The following is a 16,958-nucleotide window of genomic DNA, read 5'->3' as shown; positions in this document are numbered from 1 at the left end:
GCGAATACCGGACCTAGACGTATGGATGTTGAGGACTGTCGATAGGATTGAAACTGTGACGGCGAAACAGTTCAGCATATCCGGGCAACAGAAAACCACCGCTGCGTGCCAGCCATTGCTCGCGGCGGTCGTGATAGACCTTTGGAATGTGATACCAGGCCAGGCCCGGCAAGTCGTGATGCACCAGATGCAGATTCAGATTGAGAAACAGCCAGCGCCACGGCCATGAAGCCTCGTTGATCACCGTGCGCTGATGGGCATGCTCGGCAGGACGATGCTCGTAGTAGGAGCGCACCATCGAAATCGCCAGGGCCGGCACGCTGACCAGCAGCAGGTAATGCAGGCTCGACAGGGCGCTGCAGCGCTCGATAAAGACGAACATCAGCACCAGGAAAAACCCGTGGGTCACCCACATCGCCCAGGCCTGACGCTCGCCCCGCAGCAGCCGGGCGGATTCCCCGCGGATCAGACCGGCCAGCGCTAAAGGCACACCGAACACCAGTCGCCCCGGCGGCGTTTTGTCGAGCCAGCGCAACAGGCGCATGAGCGGGCCCGTACGCTGCCAGTTCAACTGGCTGAGGTAGCGGCTTTCAGGGTCCAGGCCCGGAACGGTCAGGTCTTCATCGCGATGGTGCTGCAGGTGCGTGTCGCGGTACAGCGTGTACGGATACCACACCGCGAACGGCGCGTAGCCCAGCACCTTGTTCACCCACAGCCAGCGAGTCGGATGGCCGTGCAGCAGTTCGTGCTGCAAGGACATCCACAGCACAGTCAGCGGGATCATCAACGCAGTGGTCGGCCACACGCCCAGCCGCGGGCTGAGCAGCAACAGCGCAAACCACGCGGCATATACGCCGATCAGCAACAGCCACGTCGGCCATTCGGTGCGGCCGATAAAACTCTCGCGCAGACGGACGATGTCTTCACGCTGGGCGCTGTCGAGATAATTGGGCATTGCCGCTCCTGCACTTGGCTGATACCTGTTTGTGCATCGGCGCCGCACAATCTTGTAGATCGATTGGTTATCGCGACCAAACCAAATGTGCCAATCGCCTGCGAAGCCCGCGTGCTAGCCTCGCTCATCACCTCCTGCCGTTGAAACGGGACGCACATGAAACCAACGCTCATCGCTTTCTCTCTCGCCGCGCTTCTCGGCTCGACCGTGGCCATTGCCGCACCCACCGCGCCCACGTCCAACATCAGCCACGAACAATTCGCAACGGTGCTCAGCGGCGACTGGCGCGTGCCGCAGAATGCTGCGCGCGACCAGTATCGTCACCCTGAGCAAACCCTGAAGTTCTTCGGCGTACGTAGCGACCAGACCGTGATTGAAATCACCCCCGGCAACGGCTGGTACAGCGAGTTGCTGGCACCGCTGCTCAAGGACAAAGGGCATTACGTGGCGGCGATCGTCGATCCTTCGGTGAGCGATTACGCGAAAAAATCCGCTGACAACCTCAAACAGAAATACGCCGCCGACCCCGCGCATTACGGGAAGGTGGAAGTGGTCGAATATGCGCCCAAAACGCCGGTGTTTGGCAAGCCGGCATCCGCCGACACAGTTCTGACCTTTCGCAACGCGCACAACTGGGTCGACGCCGGCAACGAAGCAGCGACGTTCAAGGCGTTCTATGACGTACTGAAACCGGGCGGGACCCTGGGTGTAGTCGATCACCGCGCCAAGCCGGGAACCACCGCCAAGGACAACGAAAAAAACGGCTACCTGCCCACCGATTACGTGGTGAAACTGGCCCAGGCTGCGGGTTTCAAACTCGCGGGTGAAAGCGAAGTCAACGCCAACCCCAAGGACACCAAGGACTATCCCGACGGCGTCTGGACCCTACCGCCCGTGTTGATCAAGGGTGAGCAGGACAAGGCGAAATACCTGGCCGTCGGCGAATCGGACCGGATGACGTTACGGTTTATCAAGCCGGGTAAGTGATCCGGTCTTTGCCCTGTAGCTGCAAGACTTGCCGGCGGAGCGGTGTGTCAGCCGCCTGTCGATTCACCGATACACTGCAATCGTCGGCGAGCCGCGCACCTGCATGGAATCTTTCCACGGCTCTCAATCGTCCGCATTCGGGTCCATGTCCGGGAACAGCACTTCGGTGAAGCCGAAGCGGGTGAAGTCCTTGACCCGAGACGGGTACAGGCGCCCGATCAGGTGGTCGCACTCATGCTGCACCACCCGCGCATGGAATCCGCGAGCTACACGCTGGAGGCTATTGCCATCGGGGTCGAAGCCTTCATAGCGGATGTGCTCGTAGCGCTCCACCACCCCACGCAATCCTGGCACCGACAGGCAACCTTCCCAGCCCTCTTCCATCGTGGGTTCGAGCGGCGTGATCAGCGGGTTGAGCAGTATGGTCTGCGGCACGGCTTCGGCATCCGGATAGCGCTCGCTGCGCTCGAAACCGAAAATCACCAATTGCAGATCGACGCCAATCTGTGGCGCGGCAAGGCCCACGCCACCGACGCTGCGCATGGTTTCGAACATGTCGTCGATCAGCGTTTTCAGTTCGCTGGAGCCGAACATCGATTCGGGGACGGGTGGCGCGATGCGCAGCAGACGCTCGTCACCCATTTTCAGGATTTCACGAATCATGGAAGAACCTTTGGCAACGGCGGATGCGCCGCACAGAAGCGCATCCTGACACAGGATTGGTCACGGTTTGTCGATTTTGAGCACCTGGAGCGACTGCTCATAATCGTGGTCATGGTCTTGGTCGTGACGGTGATCACGGCCCAGCCCTGAGACATGCTGCTTTTCATGCGCGGTCTCAGGGTCGGCATCCACGCCGTCGTCGCCAGGGGTTTTCTCGCCCTTGTCCTTGCCTTCTTCCGACATGTGCTCGATCACCGCATTCATCTCCGCTCCCAACAGCAACACCGAAGCGGAAATATAGAAGTACAGGAGCAACACGATGATCGCACCGATACTGCCGTACATGGCATCGTAGTTGGCGAAGGTTTTTACGTAATAGGCAAAACCCAGGGAAGCGAGAATCCAGACCACGACCGCCAGCACCGAGCCAGGCGAGATGAAGCGGAACTCCTGTTTAACGTCGGGCATGACGTAATACATCATCGCCACCGAAACCATCAGCAGCAGGATGATCAGCGGCCAGCGCAGGATGGTCCACAAGGTGACGATGAAGTCTTCCATGCCGATCTGCGCCGCCAGCCAGTTCATGACGACAGGTCCTGTGACCATCAGGGCCGCTGCGGCCAGCAACATACCCGCAAAACCAATGGTGTACAGCACGGACAAGGGAATACGTTTCCACACCGGGCGCTCTTCGACCACGTCGTAAGCGGCGTTCATGGCGCTCATCATCAATCGCACGCCCGCCGAAGCACTCCACAGCGCGATAACGATACCGATCGAGAGCAAGCCGCCTTTGGACTCTTGCAACTGATCGATCACCGGATTGACCTGATCCAGCGCTTGCGGCGGTAACACCAGTTCGGATTGCAGACGCAGCCAACTGAAGAAATCGGGCAAATGCAGAAAGCCGATCAGGGCGATCAGGAACAGCAGGAACGGAAACAGCGAAAACAACATCTGGTAAGCCAGTGCAGAGGCGTACGTCGACATCTCGTCATCGAGAAACTCTTTGACCGTTCTGACCAACACCGTTGTTACACGTAGCCGGCGCAAATCCGGGAATATCATGGCGTCTCCTTTCGCGACGTAGACGTATCTGAAGCACATTTACCTATACGAGCGGGCAAACGCTTTGAAATTCCGTAAGCCCGCATAGCGGGCGGACTTTTTACATCCAGTTAAGCACTTTTGCCATGTTCGATACGTTTCAACGAATCACGATCAGCAAATCCTGGACCGGACACAATAACGGCCATCAATTGATGGCCGCTAGGGATGACTCTTTGGTTCGCTTGAGGTATGTGCACCCGAAGCGCGCGGGCCGTCAGGCCTTATCAACGCCTTTCTTAACGGCGTCTTTGGCATCGCCCACTTTTTTCTGCACGTCGCCTTTGACTTCCTGCGCCTTGCCTTCTGCACGCAGTTTGTCATCGCCGGTAACTTTGCCCACGCCTTGCTTGATATTACCGGCTGCTTCGTTCGCGGTGCCTTTGATCTTATCGCCAGTGCTGCTCATCGTTGTTTCTCCTCGGTAAGAACAGGTGTCATAACCTCGACATAGGGGTTGACCGGCCCCTGTTCACCAGAGTTTCAAATATTTTCCAGGCGGTTTTTTCGCAAACGCAACCGCGCTTTTCATCGCCGGCACCAATTTCGCCTTTATGTTTAGCCTACAACCCCGGAGAATGCGCGGCCGAACCGGGTGGCTATCCTGCTCTGTCAGCGGATACACACTCAGGCTCACGAGATAGAGATCCACAGGAACGTTATGAAACTCGACAAACAGCAGGCCATCGCGCGCCGCAATGAGCAACTGGGCGGCGCCGTGCTGGGCACCAACAACACCCATTTCGCCGTCCTGGACCCCAAGCGCAACATCTGGTGGTTCGACCTTCCGGTAAGCCGCCTTGCGGTCGGCCAGTACGAATGGCTGCACCTGCTGCTGCACACGCCGAGCACCGATGAATTGATTCACCTGAAAGTCACGACCAAATTCCTGCGCGAGCACAAGGAAGGCGTGGTGGTTCGCAACGAAGGCAAACGCAAGTCAACCGTGAGCCTCGAGCTGTCGGCGGACAAGGATTCCTACCTCAAGGACATGCGTCCGAATGGGGCGAATCTGAGTTTTCTGGGGTTTGTGCAGAAGTAGCTGTCAGCGGAGTGTGCAGGTGCTTGCCTGCGATTGGCTGTATCAGTCACCCATTACGGCACAGACGAACAGCCATCGCCGGCAGGCGCGCTCCTGTAAGGCATTCGTCAACCGCTACATCTGACGCAAACGCACGCTGCCTCCTGGTCAATCAGACGCGCGTGCGGTACGCATCAAGCCAGTTCGATACGATCGGCATGAATCACGATCTGGCCCTGCTTGTACAGAGCGCCGATGGCCTTCTTGAAGTTGCCCTTGCTGACCCCGAACAAGTTGCTGATGAGCGCCGGGTCGCTCTTGTCGCTGACCGGCAGCACGCCGTTGTTCTGGCGCAACTTCTCGAGGATCTTGGCATTGAGACTGCTGGCCAGCTGCTCGCCCACCGGTTGCAGACTCAGGCTGATATTGCCGTCGCTGCGCACTTCCTTGATAAAGCCTTTTTCCTGTTTGCCCGAACGCAGGAACTTGAAGACTTCGTTCTTATGAATCAGCCCCCAATGCTTGTTGTTGATGATCGCCTTGAATCCCATCGCGGTTTCTTCGGCAACCAGCAGGTCGACTTGCTGCCCCACTGCATAGTTGGCCGGCACCTTGTCCAGGTAGCGGTCCAGCCGGGTGGTGGCGGTGATGCGGCGAGTGTGCTTGTCGAGATAGACGTGCACCACGCAGTAGTCGCCAGCCTTCAGCGTACGCTTTTCCTCGGAGTAAGGCAGCAGCAAATCCTTGGGCAGCCCCCAATCCAGGAAGATGCCGATGCTGTTGACCTCGACCACTTTCAGACTTGCGAACTCACCGACCTGAACTTTTGGTTTTTCAGTGGTGGCGATTAACTTGTCATCGCTGTCCAGATAAATAAAGACGTTCAACCAGTCTTCATCTTCACTGGGAATATCTTTGGGAATATAACGATTGGGCAGCAATATTTCGCCGTCCTGAGCGCCGTCAAGATATAAACCGAAGTTAGTGTGTTTCACCACTTGCAAACTGTTGTAGCGCCCGACTAAAGCCATGTCCAATTCCCTCATTGCGTGGGCGGCATTCTACCCGAGTTTGCGCGCTCATTGCCGGTCGCGCGTGGAGGCGTGGCGTGGCTTGCGTGCAAGCCTTGAAAATCAGGCTTTTGGCGATGGCAGCCTGCCAGACGCAGGCGACATCAGCGCCATTCGTCAGGTGAACAGGGAGACGCCGAAGGATATTCCTGAAGAAATTACGCCACAATCGGCGCGGGACTTGGCAATTAAAACAGGCATTTAGCCGATATCCGCGCGAAAGGCTTTGCGTCGCAGGGATTAATCGGCCTGCGGTGTCGAATGGATAATTAGCGAACCGCTCGGATGATTGCCAAGCAATTTCCCACGAATTCCGATAAGATGGCCGGCCGTATTAATTTTATATAGGTTAATAGCAGCCATGCGCGTAAAAGCATCCAACTCGAAAGCCAAGCCAGCTCCAGCCGTTGAGACCAGCGATTCGATCAACGTACAAATTGCAGCTTTCCTGAAATCCGGCGGCGAGATCCAGCAGATCGCCAAAGGCGTAAGCGGTCAGACCTTTGGCGCCTCGAAACAGATCTCCCTCGGTAAAAAGTAATTTTTCCCCGCCTCCGCGGTCGACATCCCAGGCGCTTTGATCACAAGGCGCCAGGTCCATCGCTCCCTGACTCATTAAGCCCGCTTCTGCAAACCTCTGCTTTACTGTCTCGACATAGCCGCTCGTCCTGAATGGGCTGCGACACGCGACAGACCGGACGATGCCCTGAATGACCAGACGTCTCTGCGGAAACCCGATATGAACAAATGGATGTTTTTCGGCGCCCTGCTCTGCCTTGGCCTGGGTGGTTGTGCGACGCACGGCTGCGACACCTCGACACCAGGCAGTAGCTGTCGGACCGATTACCTGCTCTATCAGAACGACATGCTGCAAGCCAAATGGATCATCAACGAGCGTCGCCAGGAGAGCTATGAGCTGGCGAGCGCTTTGCTGACCCGCGCCGCACAACATGATCAGACCGGCGAGGCCCAGTTCTACCAAGCCGTGCTGTTGCTGCGTCTGAATACGGAAGGCTCCAGGGTGCACGACCTGCTGCAGGAGTCGGCCGATCACAGATACCCGCTGGCCATCGCTTTGCTCGCGCAATTGTCGGGCCCGGTGGATCAGGAACAGGCCCGGGCATACCGTGCCAAATACGATGAACTTGACGTCGCCCGGAGCGGCTACCCGTCGTTTTCTCAAGCGCTGATTGTCGTCAACAAGTTGATTTCGCAGAACAACTGATCGCGAAGTTCAATTTTTCTGCCATGAATCGACCAGCGGTCGATTCATGACGGCATTCGCCGGTATGCTTGCGAGGCTCTAGCTCGCGGTTCCTATCGAGCCTTTTGGCATTTCGATATGACACCTTCGATCCACTCCTCTGAATCTGAAAGGAGTGAAGCATGCCTAATGCTCGCTGTTTTACACGCTGTTCCGGCGCGCTGCTGATCGGCGCGATGCTCGTGTACCAATCCGCCAGCGCTCAGGTTCTGGAGCGGGAGTTGGGGGACTTCAGTCTCAAGGTCAGCACCACGCCGAGCCGTACCATGGCCCAGGGCCTGGTGACGCCAAGCAGTGGCGATACCAACTTCCACGGCGGGCTGGACCTTACCCATGAGAGCGGTTTCTATTTCGGGCAATGGTCGCCCAGCGCCGGGCTTGCGCCGGACACCTCGCTCGAAGTCGATTCCTACCTGGGCTTCAAGAAGCCGTTCGACAAGACCCTGGGCTATGAGCTGGGGGTTATTCGCTACAGCTACCCCAACACCAATCAGATCGACAGCCATGAGCTGTACGCCGGTTTTCGCATCTTCGACAGCCGCATCGGCACAGCGGTCAGCACCGACGCAGGACGTCAGGACAGCACGTTGTTTCTCGATCTGGGCGGTCTCGGTGGCCTCGTTCCGCTGGGGCTGGACCTGCGCATGCAATACGGCAATCACCAGCTCGAAACACCGTCAGTCATCGACGGCGGCGGCGTGGTCAGCGCCTACAACGACTGGTCGTTCAATATCTCGCGCCCGTGGCTGGGCATGGACATGAACCTGATGTACAGCGGCTCGAGCCTTACCGGTGCCGATTGCAGTGCCTACAGCGGGCACAACACCCAGTGCGAAAGCGCCGTGACGCTGAAGATCGTGCGCTCGTTCTTCTGATCGGCTGAACCGCCTTGACCTGGCTCGCTCTATACCTGGGAGACGAACCGGCAAGGAGCTGTCATGGGTATTGTGTTAAGGACCTGCACTTCACTGTGGCTGAGCCTGATGTTGCTGACAGGTTGCAGCCAGATTGGTCTGACTTACCGGCATCTGGATTTGATCATTCCCTGGTCGCTCGGCGACTATCTGGACATGAACGCCTCGCAGAAGGATTGGCTGGATGAGCGTCTCAAGGAGCATTTGAGCTGGCATTGCACGACGCAGATCCCCAGCTATTTGAGCTGGCTCGATCGGCTGCAGGGCATGGTCGAAACTAATCAGGTCAATGAAACCCAACTCAAGGCGCGCACCGCCGAAGCCCGTCAGGCCATCGCCACCATCTCCCGGGAAATCACCCCCTCCGCGGTCCAGTTGCTACGCCAGCTCGATGATCGGCAAGTGGCGGAGATGCAAGCCGCGTTTGCCAAGGACATGAGCGAGCACGAATCGGATTTCGTCGACCAGCCACTGGATCGGCAGATCAAGGACCGCGCTCAACGCATGGAAAAGCGCCTGAACCCGTGGATCGGCAAACTCAGTCCGACACAGAAAGAGCGTGTGATGCAATGGTCGACATCGCTGGGCGAACAGAACCGTCTATGGATCGACAACCGCGCGCACTGGCAGGCGCTGTTGCTCAGCGCCGTCAAGCAGCGGCAGGCGCCGGAATTCGATCAGAAAATCACGAAGTTGCTACAGGACCGGCAGACCTTCTGGACCCCGGAATATCGCCAGGCGTACGACCATACCGAACAGGCGGCGATTTCGCTGATCACTGACTTGATGGCGCAGAGCTCGCTTGAGCAGCGGCAGAAATTGTTGGAGAAGATCGCGGATGTGCGTCAGGACTTTACGAACTTGAGTTGTCTGAAAGGGGTAAAGAAGGCGCCTTGAAACGCCGTTGAAAGCCAGCCGGGAACACGCGTCTTTGTAAGAGCGCGCTTGCCCGCGAATGCGGCAGATCGGTTGATATGAATGTGTTTGATCAACCGCCTTCGCGGGCGCGCTCCTACCATTCAAATGACACCGGGATCAGATGGCGCCTGGAGCCACCTGCGCCTTGGACGACACCGTATCGAAGGTATTCGGATCCAGCGCATCGGTCTGATCGTCCAGCACCTGACGCGGCGGAGCATTACCAGGAATGCTGCTGTCGATCATCGCCAGCAGGCTCGACCCGCGCGGGGTCAGAATGAAATTCTCGCCATTGCCGCCTTCTTCTTCCGGCCGCGACTCGATGAAGCCGCGTTTGAGCAGCAGCGCTTCCAGATCGGCCGCACTCATTTTCAGCGCATCCAGACTTTCGACGCTTTCTCCGGCCTGTGCTTTGGTCGCCGCATGTTCTTCGGCGTATTTACGTGGGGCGAACGTTTTATCGGCGCCGTTCTGTACTTCGTGTAGCAGACGCTCGATCAGGTCCCAATCATATTTGTTCGACATATTCCTACCTCCAGCAGCGGGGCGAAGTGGGGATTGCAACCCGCGACGTCCGGTCGTCGGGCCTGGTGCTCATCAGGTGTGACCGGCCGCGCCGTTAGCCGTTCAGCCCGCTGGCCCAGTGGTCGAATGCTGAACTTTTGCCGACACCTGCCCCTCCATTTCAACAAGCCCGCAAATGAAAACAGAGGCAACCATGAAAACCCTGATGAGCATCACTGCCGCGCTGACGCTGCTCGCCGCTATGTCCGCCTGGGGTTGCACGCCCGAAGAGGCCGAAGCCAAACGCGAGCAGCTCGCCCAGGAAGTGCAAAAGCTGACGCAGCAGAATCCGGCCAAGGCCAAGGAATTGAATCAGGAGATAAAAGACATGCAGCTGGAAACGGCTGCCAAGGACGTGCCCGACAAATGCCAGTTGATCGATCAGCGTATGAAGGAGATGGATGAGGCGGCGAAGAATGCGCAGGAGTAACCGGATGTAGCTATGTAGGAGCGCGCTGGCCCGCGATTGCATTCTGTCAGTTGCGAAATATTGACCTGACGGACCTCAAGCGCGCTCCTCCAAAGATTGCTGTCTACTCAGAGACTGGAGGCCGAGTAACGCGCTTCTTCAGCGGCGCCAAACCATCCTGGCTCACCAGCGACTCAGCCTTCGGACGGTTCACCGTCTTGCGCTTGGTCGGGCCTTTGGCGGCGGTTTTCTTCTTGTCGACACCCTTGGCGTCGGACTTTTTCTTCTTCACGCCAACCGCCTTGCCCGAGGCCTTGACCTTCTTCGGCCCGGTATAGGTGCCCTTCACTTCCTTGATGGTGCGGCGTTCGAACTTCTGCTTCAGGTAACGCTCGATGCTCGACATCAGGTTCCAGTCGCCGTGGGTGATCAGCGAGATCGCCAAGCCCTCGGCGCCGGCACGGCCAGTGCGACCGATGCGGTGGACGTAATCGTCGCCGGTGCGTGGCATGTCGAAGTTGATGACCATGTCCAGGCCATCAACGTCAAGACCGCGAGCCGCGACATCGGTCGCCACCAGAATTTTCACCCCGCCCTGCTTCAAACGATCGATCGCCAGCTTGCGATCCTTCTGATCCTTCTCGCCATGCAGCACGAACGTCTTGTATTCCAGCGCCACCAGACGGCCATAGATACGGTCGGCCATGGCGCGGGTGTTGGTGAAGATAATGGCTTTCTTGTAGGTTTCGTTGGCCAGCAGCCAATGCAGGACCTGCTCCTTATGCACGTTGTGGTCGGCAGTGATGATCTGCTGACGCGTGCCTTCGGCCAGCTCGCTGACGCTGTTGACCTGCAGGTGCTGCGGGTCTTTCAGCACTTTGCCGATCATCTCGCGCAAGCCCGAACCACCGGTGGTCGCAGAGAACAGCATGGTCTGCTGACGATTGGCGCACTCGTTGGCCAGACGCTCGACGTCTTCGGCAAAGCCCATGTCCAACATGCGGTCGGCTTCGTCGAGCACCAGCAGTTCAACGTGCTTGAGGTCCAGGTTGCCGGCGTTCAGCTGCTCCAGCAGACGACCCGGCGTGCCGATCAGGATATCCGGCACCTTGCGCAGCATGGCGGCTTGAACCTTGAAGTCCTCGCCGCCAGTGATCAGGCCGGCCTTGATGAAAGTGAACTGGGAAAAGCGCTCGACTTCCTTGAGGGTCTGCTGCGCCAGCTCGCGGGTCGGCAGCAGGATCAGCGCACGAATATCGACACGAACCTTGGCCGGGCCGATCAGGCGATTGAGCATCGGGAGTACGAAAGCGGCGGTCTTGCCACTGCCGGTTTGCGCCGTCACCCGCAGATCGCGTCCTTCCAGCGCCAGCGGAATGGCCGCTGTTTGCACAGGCGTAGGCTCGACGAAATTGAGTTCGGCCACGGCTTTGAGCAGGCGTTCGTGCAGGGCGAATTGGGAGAACACGGGTGTTACCTCGGCGGAATACAAAAAAACAGTCGCATAGGTTACCGGTTTAAGCCGCATTCGCCGAGTTTCTTTACCTCAAAGGGCCTATTTTGTTATGGATTTTCCCGCTAGTGCCCTGGGCAACCTGACAATGCTCCAATCGCGCCCGCTTTTTTCTTCAGGACATCTTGCGCTCTTGGACACTTCATCCCTCTGGCTGCGCTTCCAGGAACTATGGGCGACTGCTCGCGGGATGACGCAGCGACCCCCTCTGAAGAATCCTGTTGCTGCAGTCGGCACTCTGCTCATCCTATGCTGGATGCTGCAAACGCTTTTAGAAGAGTGACTGCGCCACAGCAGCGCTGTCTTCTCTACCGTCAGATTCAGTGCCGAGAACCTCTCATCTCTCCTACTGTACGCCTTGTGCAACGACGCTTTGCACGGGTGTGGCAGGAAGCTGACTGAAGTCCCTCAGACTGCCAGGACTGTGCGGATTGCCGATCAACAGAGGTTCAGGCTTATATCCTGCATTAGCGATGCTTCTATTTGGCTCGAACTCATCAAAACGTAACCCTGCCAGATCAGTCCAGGTGTGAATGAAATGCGATGTACTGTAGGGGCGTGCCAGATAGTCTGCTGGCTCAAGGGTCGTCCCCTGTGCTGCTTTCCAGCTGGGTGACTTCCAAACGATGAAGGGCACCGTGTACATCGGCCGGGTGGGCGCTGCCTCATTACGCCCCAACACCTGCGGTGCTACTGGGTCGTATACCGATTCGCCGTGATCGGAAAGGTAGAGCAGGAAACCGTTGGGATCCGTGTCGCTAAAACGCTTGATCAGCGAAGAGACGACATAGTCGTTGTAACGCACCGCGTTGTCGTAGCTGTTATAGACAGCCAGCTGGCCTTCAGTGACATTTGCTGGCACACCAACACGATCCTTGAAGTAATCGTAAGTCGGCGGATAGCGATACTTGTAGCTCATGTGCGTGCCCAACAGGTGAACCACGATCAGTTTGCGTGGCGCGTCGTCCTCCAGCACTTTGGAGAACGGATCGAGCACATCCCCATCGTACTGACTGGTTTCGTTCTGATCGCGGTTATTGTTCAGATATGTCTGCTCATCCGCCTGCTGGGAAAATAGCGTCAGCATCGTGTTGCGCTTGGTCATGGTCTGCTGGTTGGTAATCCAGAACGTCTTGTAACCGGCCTGCTTCATCACGCTGATCAACGTTGGGGTACTCAGGTAGCGATCCGGATGCTCTTCGTCTGCAAATGTCAGCAGTTGCTGGAGCGTCTCGATCGTGTAGGGACGCGGCGCTACGACTTGGTTGAATACCTGCAACTGGCCACGCAGTTGATCCAGATTCGGCGTCGTTGGGCGATCGTAACCGTAGAGACTCATACGCTCCCGGTTCGTTGATTCGCCAATAACCAATACCAGTGTGGAGCGCTGTCCCGCATGGACATCGGTGAGGTTTTTCAGCGGAGGTATTTGCGCCTGGGTCGCCATCATCTTCGACATTTCGGCGAGTTGCTGACGATACTGGTGATAGCCGACCACCATCTGCCAAAGAGCCGCTGCTTCGATGTTTTCTTCGAATTTTGCCGCAGCCAGCTGAATGGTCGCACGCTTGCGGTATTGATTGATCGCATTGAAGGCAACACCCACAGCGATGAACAGAACGCAGCATGTAACAAGCGCCTTGCGGGGCAAATACACCGGCTTGACCCGCGTCCACAACAGCAGGCCGCCCAAGCTGTACGCAACGATCGCTGCCACGATCGACCAGGAAAAATAATGCCCCAGGTACTCGGTCGACTCCTGCATGTTCGAGTCGAACATGATGAAAATCACGCTTTGAGAAAACTCCTGCCCGTAGATCAGGAAATAACCCAGCCCCGTCAATGAGGACGCCCAGAGAACAAGACCGATTACACCCGACAGGATCCTCGCACGGGCCGGAAACAGGATCAGGGGAACCAGCCACAGTAGCGTGACCATCGACGCCTGGATCATCCCCTTCCAGCCTGCAACGCCGGCTCGAATGATGAGAAGCTGTGTGACCCCCGAGAAATACCAAAAAAACAGGTAGGCCCAGCCCAGGTGCGCCCAACCTGTTCGGTTCGGTGTAGCAGGTGGCGAGACTTTAGCTTTCATAACATCCTCGATTAAAACGCTCTGCGTGAGCGCGGCAGACCTTCAGGCACCGAACCCTGTGATGCAACGACGCGGGGTCATTGAGATAAAGCGCGTCTGAACGCTTCAAATATTGTGCTTTGGCGTTTGGGTGAGATCGCTTTGCTGATTGGTGAGCAACTGACGTATCAGTTGGGCGCATATGGCCTGCACACGCTCTAGCGGCTGGCTGGCATCCACGTCGATGATTTTCGCGTTATTGAAACGTAGCGAAGATGTCGCTTGTACCTTCTGTCGCAGCAATGAAAGGTTGTGGTCGGGCTTACGGGAAAATGCCGTTTCAGTGTCGATGTTCAATCGAATGACCAGCGTCGGCAGATGGCTGACCATCTGCTGGTAAAGGGCAAACTCCCGCTTCGCCAGCCATGCCGTAACGCGGCCGGAAGGTGTTGATGCATTGAGACCGGGGCCATCGTAGAACCCCGGCACATCTACCTGGGGATACCTGTCGCAAATGACGACTGAGGCCCCGTTACGTAGAGCTTGCATCTGATTGAAACGACGGACACGCAGCAGCGAGAAGCCGTAGATGATCAACGCCGTGAAGACCCCGGGGATTTTCTCGCCTTTGGTACGAGCCTGCGTCGCCTTGGCCGCCAATCTTCGACTGACGGCGGGCCCAATCAACGGCCAGGCCTGAATTTTCAGCCCTATGGCCCCAGTGCCCAATCCCAGGTATGCATAGGCAGCGCCCTCGCTTGCCCAAGCCGAGCATAAGTGCTCGGCCACTGTGGTTTTTCCAGCGCCGTCGGACCCAATAATGGCCACAAGTGGCGCCAGAGAACGCTTGGCTCTCGCGGACTGAGTGCCGAACAGGGAGCGCACGTTAGCCATCCATCCCCTACCGTTCTGCAAGGCTGCGAGACACTGCGGCCTTGGCTTGCGCAATCACCTCTTCGAGGGGCAACCGGCTATCCAGATCCAGAATCGGCGCTCCCTGGTATTCAAGCTTGGGGACATTGGCGATCTTGAGCGCCAACGATTCGTAGCGATGATCAGGTTTGCGCGCAAAAGCGGTTTCCACATCCACGTTCAACCGAACCACCAGAACCGGGCGGTAGCTGATCATGTAGTCGTAGAGTTTTTTCTCGCGCCAGGCAAGAAAGCGAATCAACCCATTGCGGTGTTTGGCAGCCAGCAGCCCCGGGCCATCGATCTTCATATTGGCGACCGCAATTTGTGGAAAACGATCGGCGATTACCGTGATCCCCTGGCGTCGCAGTTTCATCATCTTCTCGTAGCGACGATAACGGCGTACCGACAACAGGAATATCGCCAGAGCCGCCAATGTGCTCGGGCCTTTTGTCTGTTGCGCGTGCTGCTTATTGCCGCGTGGCGAATTGGCGGCGATCAGGCGACCGATCGACTTGCCTACCAACGGCAACCTCACCAATCTCTCACCGATTTGTTTCGACTGAATGCCCAAATGGCAGCTTTGCACCGCCTGCGATTCACTCAGCCAGTTGAGGATTGCCTCGGACACCGTTGATTTGCCGGAGCCGTCACATCCCACAAAGGCGATCAACGGCCCAAGTTTCTGTCCTCGACTGTCCGAGCGCTGCGGGCGTTCTAGATTCTGGGCTTCAACGGATCGATCCATTCGATGATCCGGCGCAGGTGCTTGCTGATTGGTATAGGTCGAGGACATCGTCGGGCCATCTTGTACGAGTGAGAAGAAACGAGCTGCAGCGTCAGGCTTGCGTATTTGAAACGTCGGTCGCCAGGTAAGTACGGTTTTTCAGTCGCCTGATTTCGCCGTCCCTCAGCTCGATGATTTCGTCAGCAATGTCGATTAGTCCTGGACGATGCGAAACGGCAATGATGGTAATTTCCGGCGCCAGGGCCTTCAGCGACTCACAGATACCTTTCTCGGCTTCCGGGTCCAGCGCGCTGGTCGCTTCATCGAGGATGAGCAGTTGAGGCCGGTGAGCCAGTGCACGCGCGATGACTATTCGTTGCCGCTGACCGCCCGACAGCTTGCCACCCCGCTCGCCCACGACCGACAGCAGGCCGTGGGGGAGTTGCGAGACAAACTCCCATGCACCTGCCTGGCGCAACGCGCGCTCGGCGTCCGCTTCGGTCAAGGCAGGCTCACCCAAGGTGACATTCGCCAGCACGGTGTCATGCAGCAGCAGTGTCTCTTGCGTCACATAACCAATCATGCGACGCCACTTACGGCGATCAAGCTCAGCAAGCGCGACACCATCAATGAGCACTCGCCCTTGTTGAGGGTTCAGCAGTGCACACACCAGGTCGAGGATTGTGGTTTTCCCCGCTCCGGACGGCCCCACGAGCGTCGTCATTGTTCCGACGTCGAAGGCCAGTGAGGTGTTGTTCAGGACTTTGCGCTCACCGTAGGTAAAGGTGACGTTCTGAAACTCGATCCGGTTGCTGAGGGTTGGTTGCACGGTGCCGCCAACGGGCTCGGCTTCGGCCTTGGCTGTCACGACTGCTTCACGCAATGCCCAGAATGCACTCTCCTGAGCTGCCATGCGGTGATAGCGCTGCTGCGCCTTATGCATGAGACCCAGAACTCGCACCACCATGAAGATGAGCACCATGACCGATGACAGCGGCAGCTTCCAGATGACCAGGCCTGCATAAAGACCGGCCGCCGCGAGGATGGCCAGCAAAGGCTCCTGCAGCGCCCGCAGGGTTTCGCGACTGGTAACCTCTTTCTCCATCGCCCCATTAAGTTCTGCGGCCTGATGGCGCAACAACGAATCGGCAATATCCTCCCGAGCCATTGCTTTCAACGGTTTGACTGACCCCAGCGTATCGCTGAGGCTGATCAGTAACTCGCGCATCAGGCTTGTCTGGCCTTTGCCCGCTTTGCGAGACGTTTTGACCAGTCCGCGGAGCGCGAACAGGATTACCACGCCGACGCACAGGCACACCAACGCAGCTTGCCAAGAGACGAACAGCGCAATGACACCATAGGCAATCGCCTGGATGGACAGCGCAACCATGTTGGCGGCATGCTCATAAGCGGTCGATGCTCGGTAGGCTTCGGTCGCTACTGCGTTAGCCAACGCTCCACCCGGTTGACGCAGATAGTATTCCCAGCGACTGCCCAAAGTCGCATTGATCAAATCCACCCGCAGGTCGGTCGCGACATGCGCAACGGTATAGCCGACCTGGCGGTTGGCGAGCAGAATCAGAAGACTGCTGATCGCCATGCCCACGACGATAATGATCAGCAGCGTAATGATCGTGGGTTCCAACCCAGCAGACTGAAGCACGTTACCGACAAGGGCGCCAAACGTAGAGTGCGCGTTGTCGCCCAGCATCACCGACATCAAGGGCAGCATGGTCGTCAGGCTGACACTCTCAACCAGCCCCGCGACAACAAGGCTTAGCAGCATCAGTGCCGTTCGTATTGGATACGAACGACCAAAAGCAAAAATAATTCGCATAACACTCACATTGGATACAA

19 protein-coding genes are annotated in these 16,958 nt (G+C 57.5%); 8 read left to right on the top strand and 11 right to left on the bottom strand.

The annotated features are described in order from the left end of the window. Positions 1–13: 13 nt before the first annotated feature. Positions 14–955, bottom strand: a complete 942-nt coding sequence (locus CE491_RS09100; protein WP_110948023.1) for a fatty acid desaturase — start codon at positions 953–955, stop codon at positions 14–16. Between the two features lie 156 nt (positions 956–1,111). Here CE491_RS09100 and CE491_RS09095 point away from each other — a divergent pair, with 156 nt between their 5' ends. Then, a complete protein-coding gene (locus CE491_RS09095; protein ID WP_110948022.1) occupies positions 1,112–1,942 on the top strand; it encodes a class I SAM-dependent methyltransferase in 831 nt (276 codons plus the stop codon). Positions 1,943–2,065: 123 nt separating this feature from the next. On the opposite strand, the gene def is transcribed toward CE491_RS09095, so the two are convergent. The 3 genes from def to CE491_RS09080 all read right to left on the bottom strand — a co-directional run bounded on the left by def (position 2,066) and on the right by CE491_RS09080 (position 4,124). Further along, positions 2,066–2,605 (bottom strand): peptide deformylase, encoded by a 540-nt coding sequence (gene def, locus CE491_RS09090; protein ID WP_110948021.1) that lies wholly within the window; start codon positions 2,603–2,605, stop codon positions 2,066–2,068. Between the two features lie 60 nt (positions 2,606–2,665). Next, the gene (locus tag CE491_RS09085) at positions 2,666–3,676 is read right to left on the bottom strand and encodes a YihY/virulence factor BrkB family protein (protein ID WP_110948020.1); all 1,011 of its coding nucleotides are present in this window, start codon (positions 3,674–3,676) and stop codon (positions 2,666–2,668) included. Between the two features lie 256 nt (positions 3,677–3,932). After that, entirely contained in the window at positions 3,933–4,124 is a 192-nt protein-coding gene (locus CE491_RS09080; RefSeq protein WP_110948019.1) for a CsbD family protein, read from the bottom strand. A gap of 252 nt (positions 4,125–4,376) precedes the next feature. On the opposite strand from CE491_RS09080, the gene CE491_RS09075 reads away from it, so the two are divergent. Beyond that, positions 4,377–4,757, top strand: a complete 381-nt coding sequence (locus CE491_RS09075; protein ID WP_110948018.1) for a hypothetical protein — start codon at positions 4,377–4,379, stop codon at positions 4,755–4,757. Positions 4,758–4,930: 173 nt separating this feature from the next. On the opposite strand, the gene CE491_RS09070 is transcribed toward CE491_RS09075, so the two are convergent. Next, a complete protein-coding gene (locus tag CE491_RS09070; protein WP_110948017.1) occupies positions 4,931–5,767 on the bottom strand; it encodes a CvfB family protein in 837 nt (278 codons plus the stop codon). Here CE491_RS09070 and CE491_RS09065 point away from each other — a divergent pair. From CE491_RS09065 to CE491_RS09045, 5 genes are all read left to right on the top strand, one after another. Then, positions 5,766–6,011 (top strand): hypothetical protein, encoded by a 246-nt coding sequence (locus tag CE491_RS09065; protein WP_110948016.1) that lies wholly within the window; start codon positions 5,766–5,768, stop codon positions 6,009–6,011. The genes CE491_RS09070 and CE491_RS09065 overlap by 2 nt on opposite strands. 156 nt (positions 6,012–6,167) lie before the next feature. After that, a complete protein-coding gene (locus tag CE491_RS09060) occupies positions 6,168–6,347 on the top strand; it encodes a hypothetical protein (RefSeq protein ID WP_110948015.1) in 180 nt (59 codons plus the stop codon). Between the two features lie 198 nt (positions 6,348–6,545). Then, positions 6,546–7,031: a hypothetical protein gene (locus tag CE491_RS09055; protein WP_110948014.1), complete on the top strand. Its 486-nt coding sequence runs from the start codon at positions 6,546–6,548 to the stop codon at positions 7,029–7,031. A gap of 161 nt (positions 7,032–7,192) precedes the next feature. After that, positions 7,193–7,945, top strand: a complete 753-nt coding sequence (locus tag CE491_RS09050; protein WP_110948013.1) for a TorF family putative porin — start codon at positions 7,193–7,195, stop codon at positions 7,943–7,945. 63 nt (positions 7,946–8,008) lie between these two features. Next, positions 8,009–8,881, top strand: coding sequence for a DUF6279 family lipoprotein (locus tag CE491_RS09045; RefSeq protein WP_110948012.1), 873 nt, complete (start codon positions 8,009–8,011; stop codon positions 8,879–8,881). 138 nt (positions 8,882–9,019) lie between these two features. Here the strand turns inward: CE491_RS09045 and CE491_RS09040 are convergent, their stop codons facing one another. Next, the gene (locus CE491_RS09040) at positions 9,020–9,427 is read right to left on the bottom strand and encodes a transcriptional regulator (protein WP_110948011.1); all 408 of its coding nucleotides are present in this window, start codon (positions 9,425–9,427) and stop codon (positions 9,020–9,022) included. Positions 9,428–9,620: 193 nt separating this feature from the next. On the opposite strand from CE491_RS09040, the gene CE491_RS09035 reads away from it, so the two are divergent. After that, the gene (locus tag CE491_RS09035; protein ID WP_110948010.1) at positions 9,621–9,896 is read left to right on the top strand and encodes a hypothetical protein; all 276 of its coding nucleotides are present in this window, start codon (positions 9,621–9,623) and stop codon (positions 9,894–9,896) included. Between the two features lie 103 nt (positions 9,897–9,999). Here the strand turns inward: CE491_RS09035 and CE491_RS09030 are convergent, their stop codons facing one another. The 5 genes from CE491_RS09030 to CE491_RS09010 form a co-directional block, all read right to left on the bottom strand. Further along, positions 10,000–11,343 (bottom strand): DEAD/DEAH box helicase, encoded by a 1,344-nt coding sequence (locus tag CE491_RS09030; RefSeq protein ID WP_110948051.1) that lies wholly within the window; start codon positions 11,341–11,343, stop codon positions 10,000–10,002. Between the two features lie 391 nt (positions 11,344–11,734). After that, positions 11,735–13,483, bottom strand: a complete 1,749-nt coding sequence (gene cptA / locus CE491_RS09025; RefSeq protein ID WP_110948009.1) for a phosphoethanolamine transferase CptA — start codon at positions 13,481–13,483, stop codon at positions 11,735–11,737. 105 nt (positions 13,484–13,588) lie between these two features. Beyond that, entirely contained in the window at positions 13,589–14,347 is a 759-nt protein-coding gene (locus CE491_RS09020; protein WP_234407556.1) for a nucleoside/nucleotide kinase family protein, read from the bottom strand. 16 nt (positions 14,348–14,363) lie between these two features. Beyond that, a complete protein-coding gene (locus CE491_RS30700; protein ID WP_234407555.1) occupies positions 14,364–15,122 on the bottom strand; it encodes a nucleoside/nucleotide kinase family protein in 759 nt (252 codons plus the stop codon). A 91-nt stretch (positions 15,123–15,213) separates the two neighbouring features. Continuing rightward, the gene (locus CE491_RS09010; RefSeq protein ID WP_110948007.1) at positions 15,214–16,938 is read right to left on the bottom strand and encodes an ABC transporter ATP-binding protein; all 1,725 of its coding nucleotides are present in this window, start codon (positions 16,936–16,938) and stop codon (positions 15,214–15,216) included. Positions 16,939–16,958: the final 20 nt, after the last annotated feature.

Origin of the sequence: Pseudomonas bohemica (assembly GCF_002934685.1) — a bacterium.
GTDB lineage: Bacteria > Pseudomonadota > Gammaproteobacteria > Pseudomonadales > Pseudomonadaceae > Aquipseudomonas > Aquipseudomonas bohemica.
This window is presented reverse-complemented; position numbering and strand designations above follow the sequence as displayed.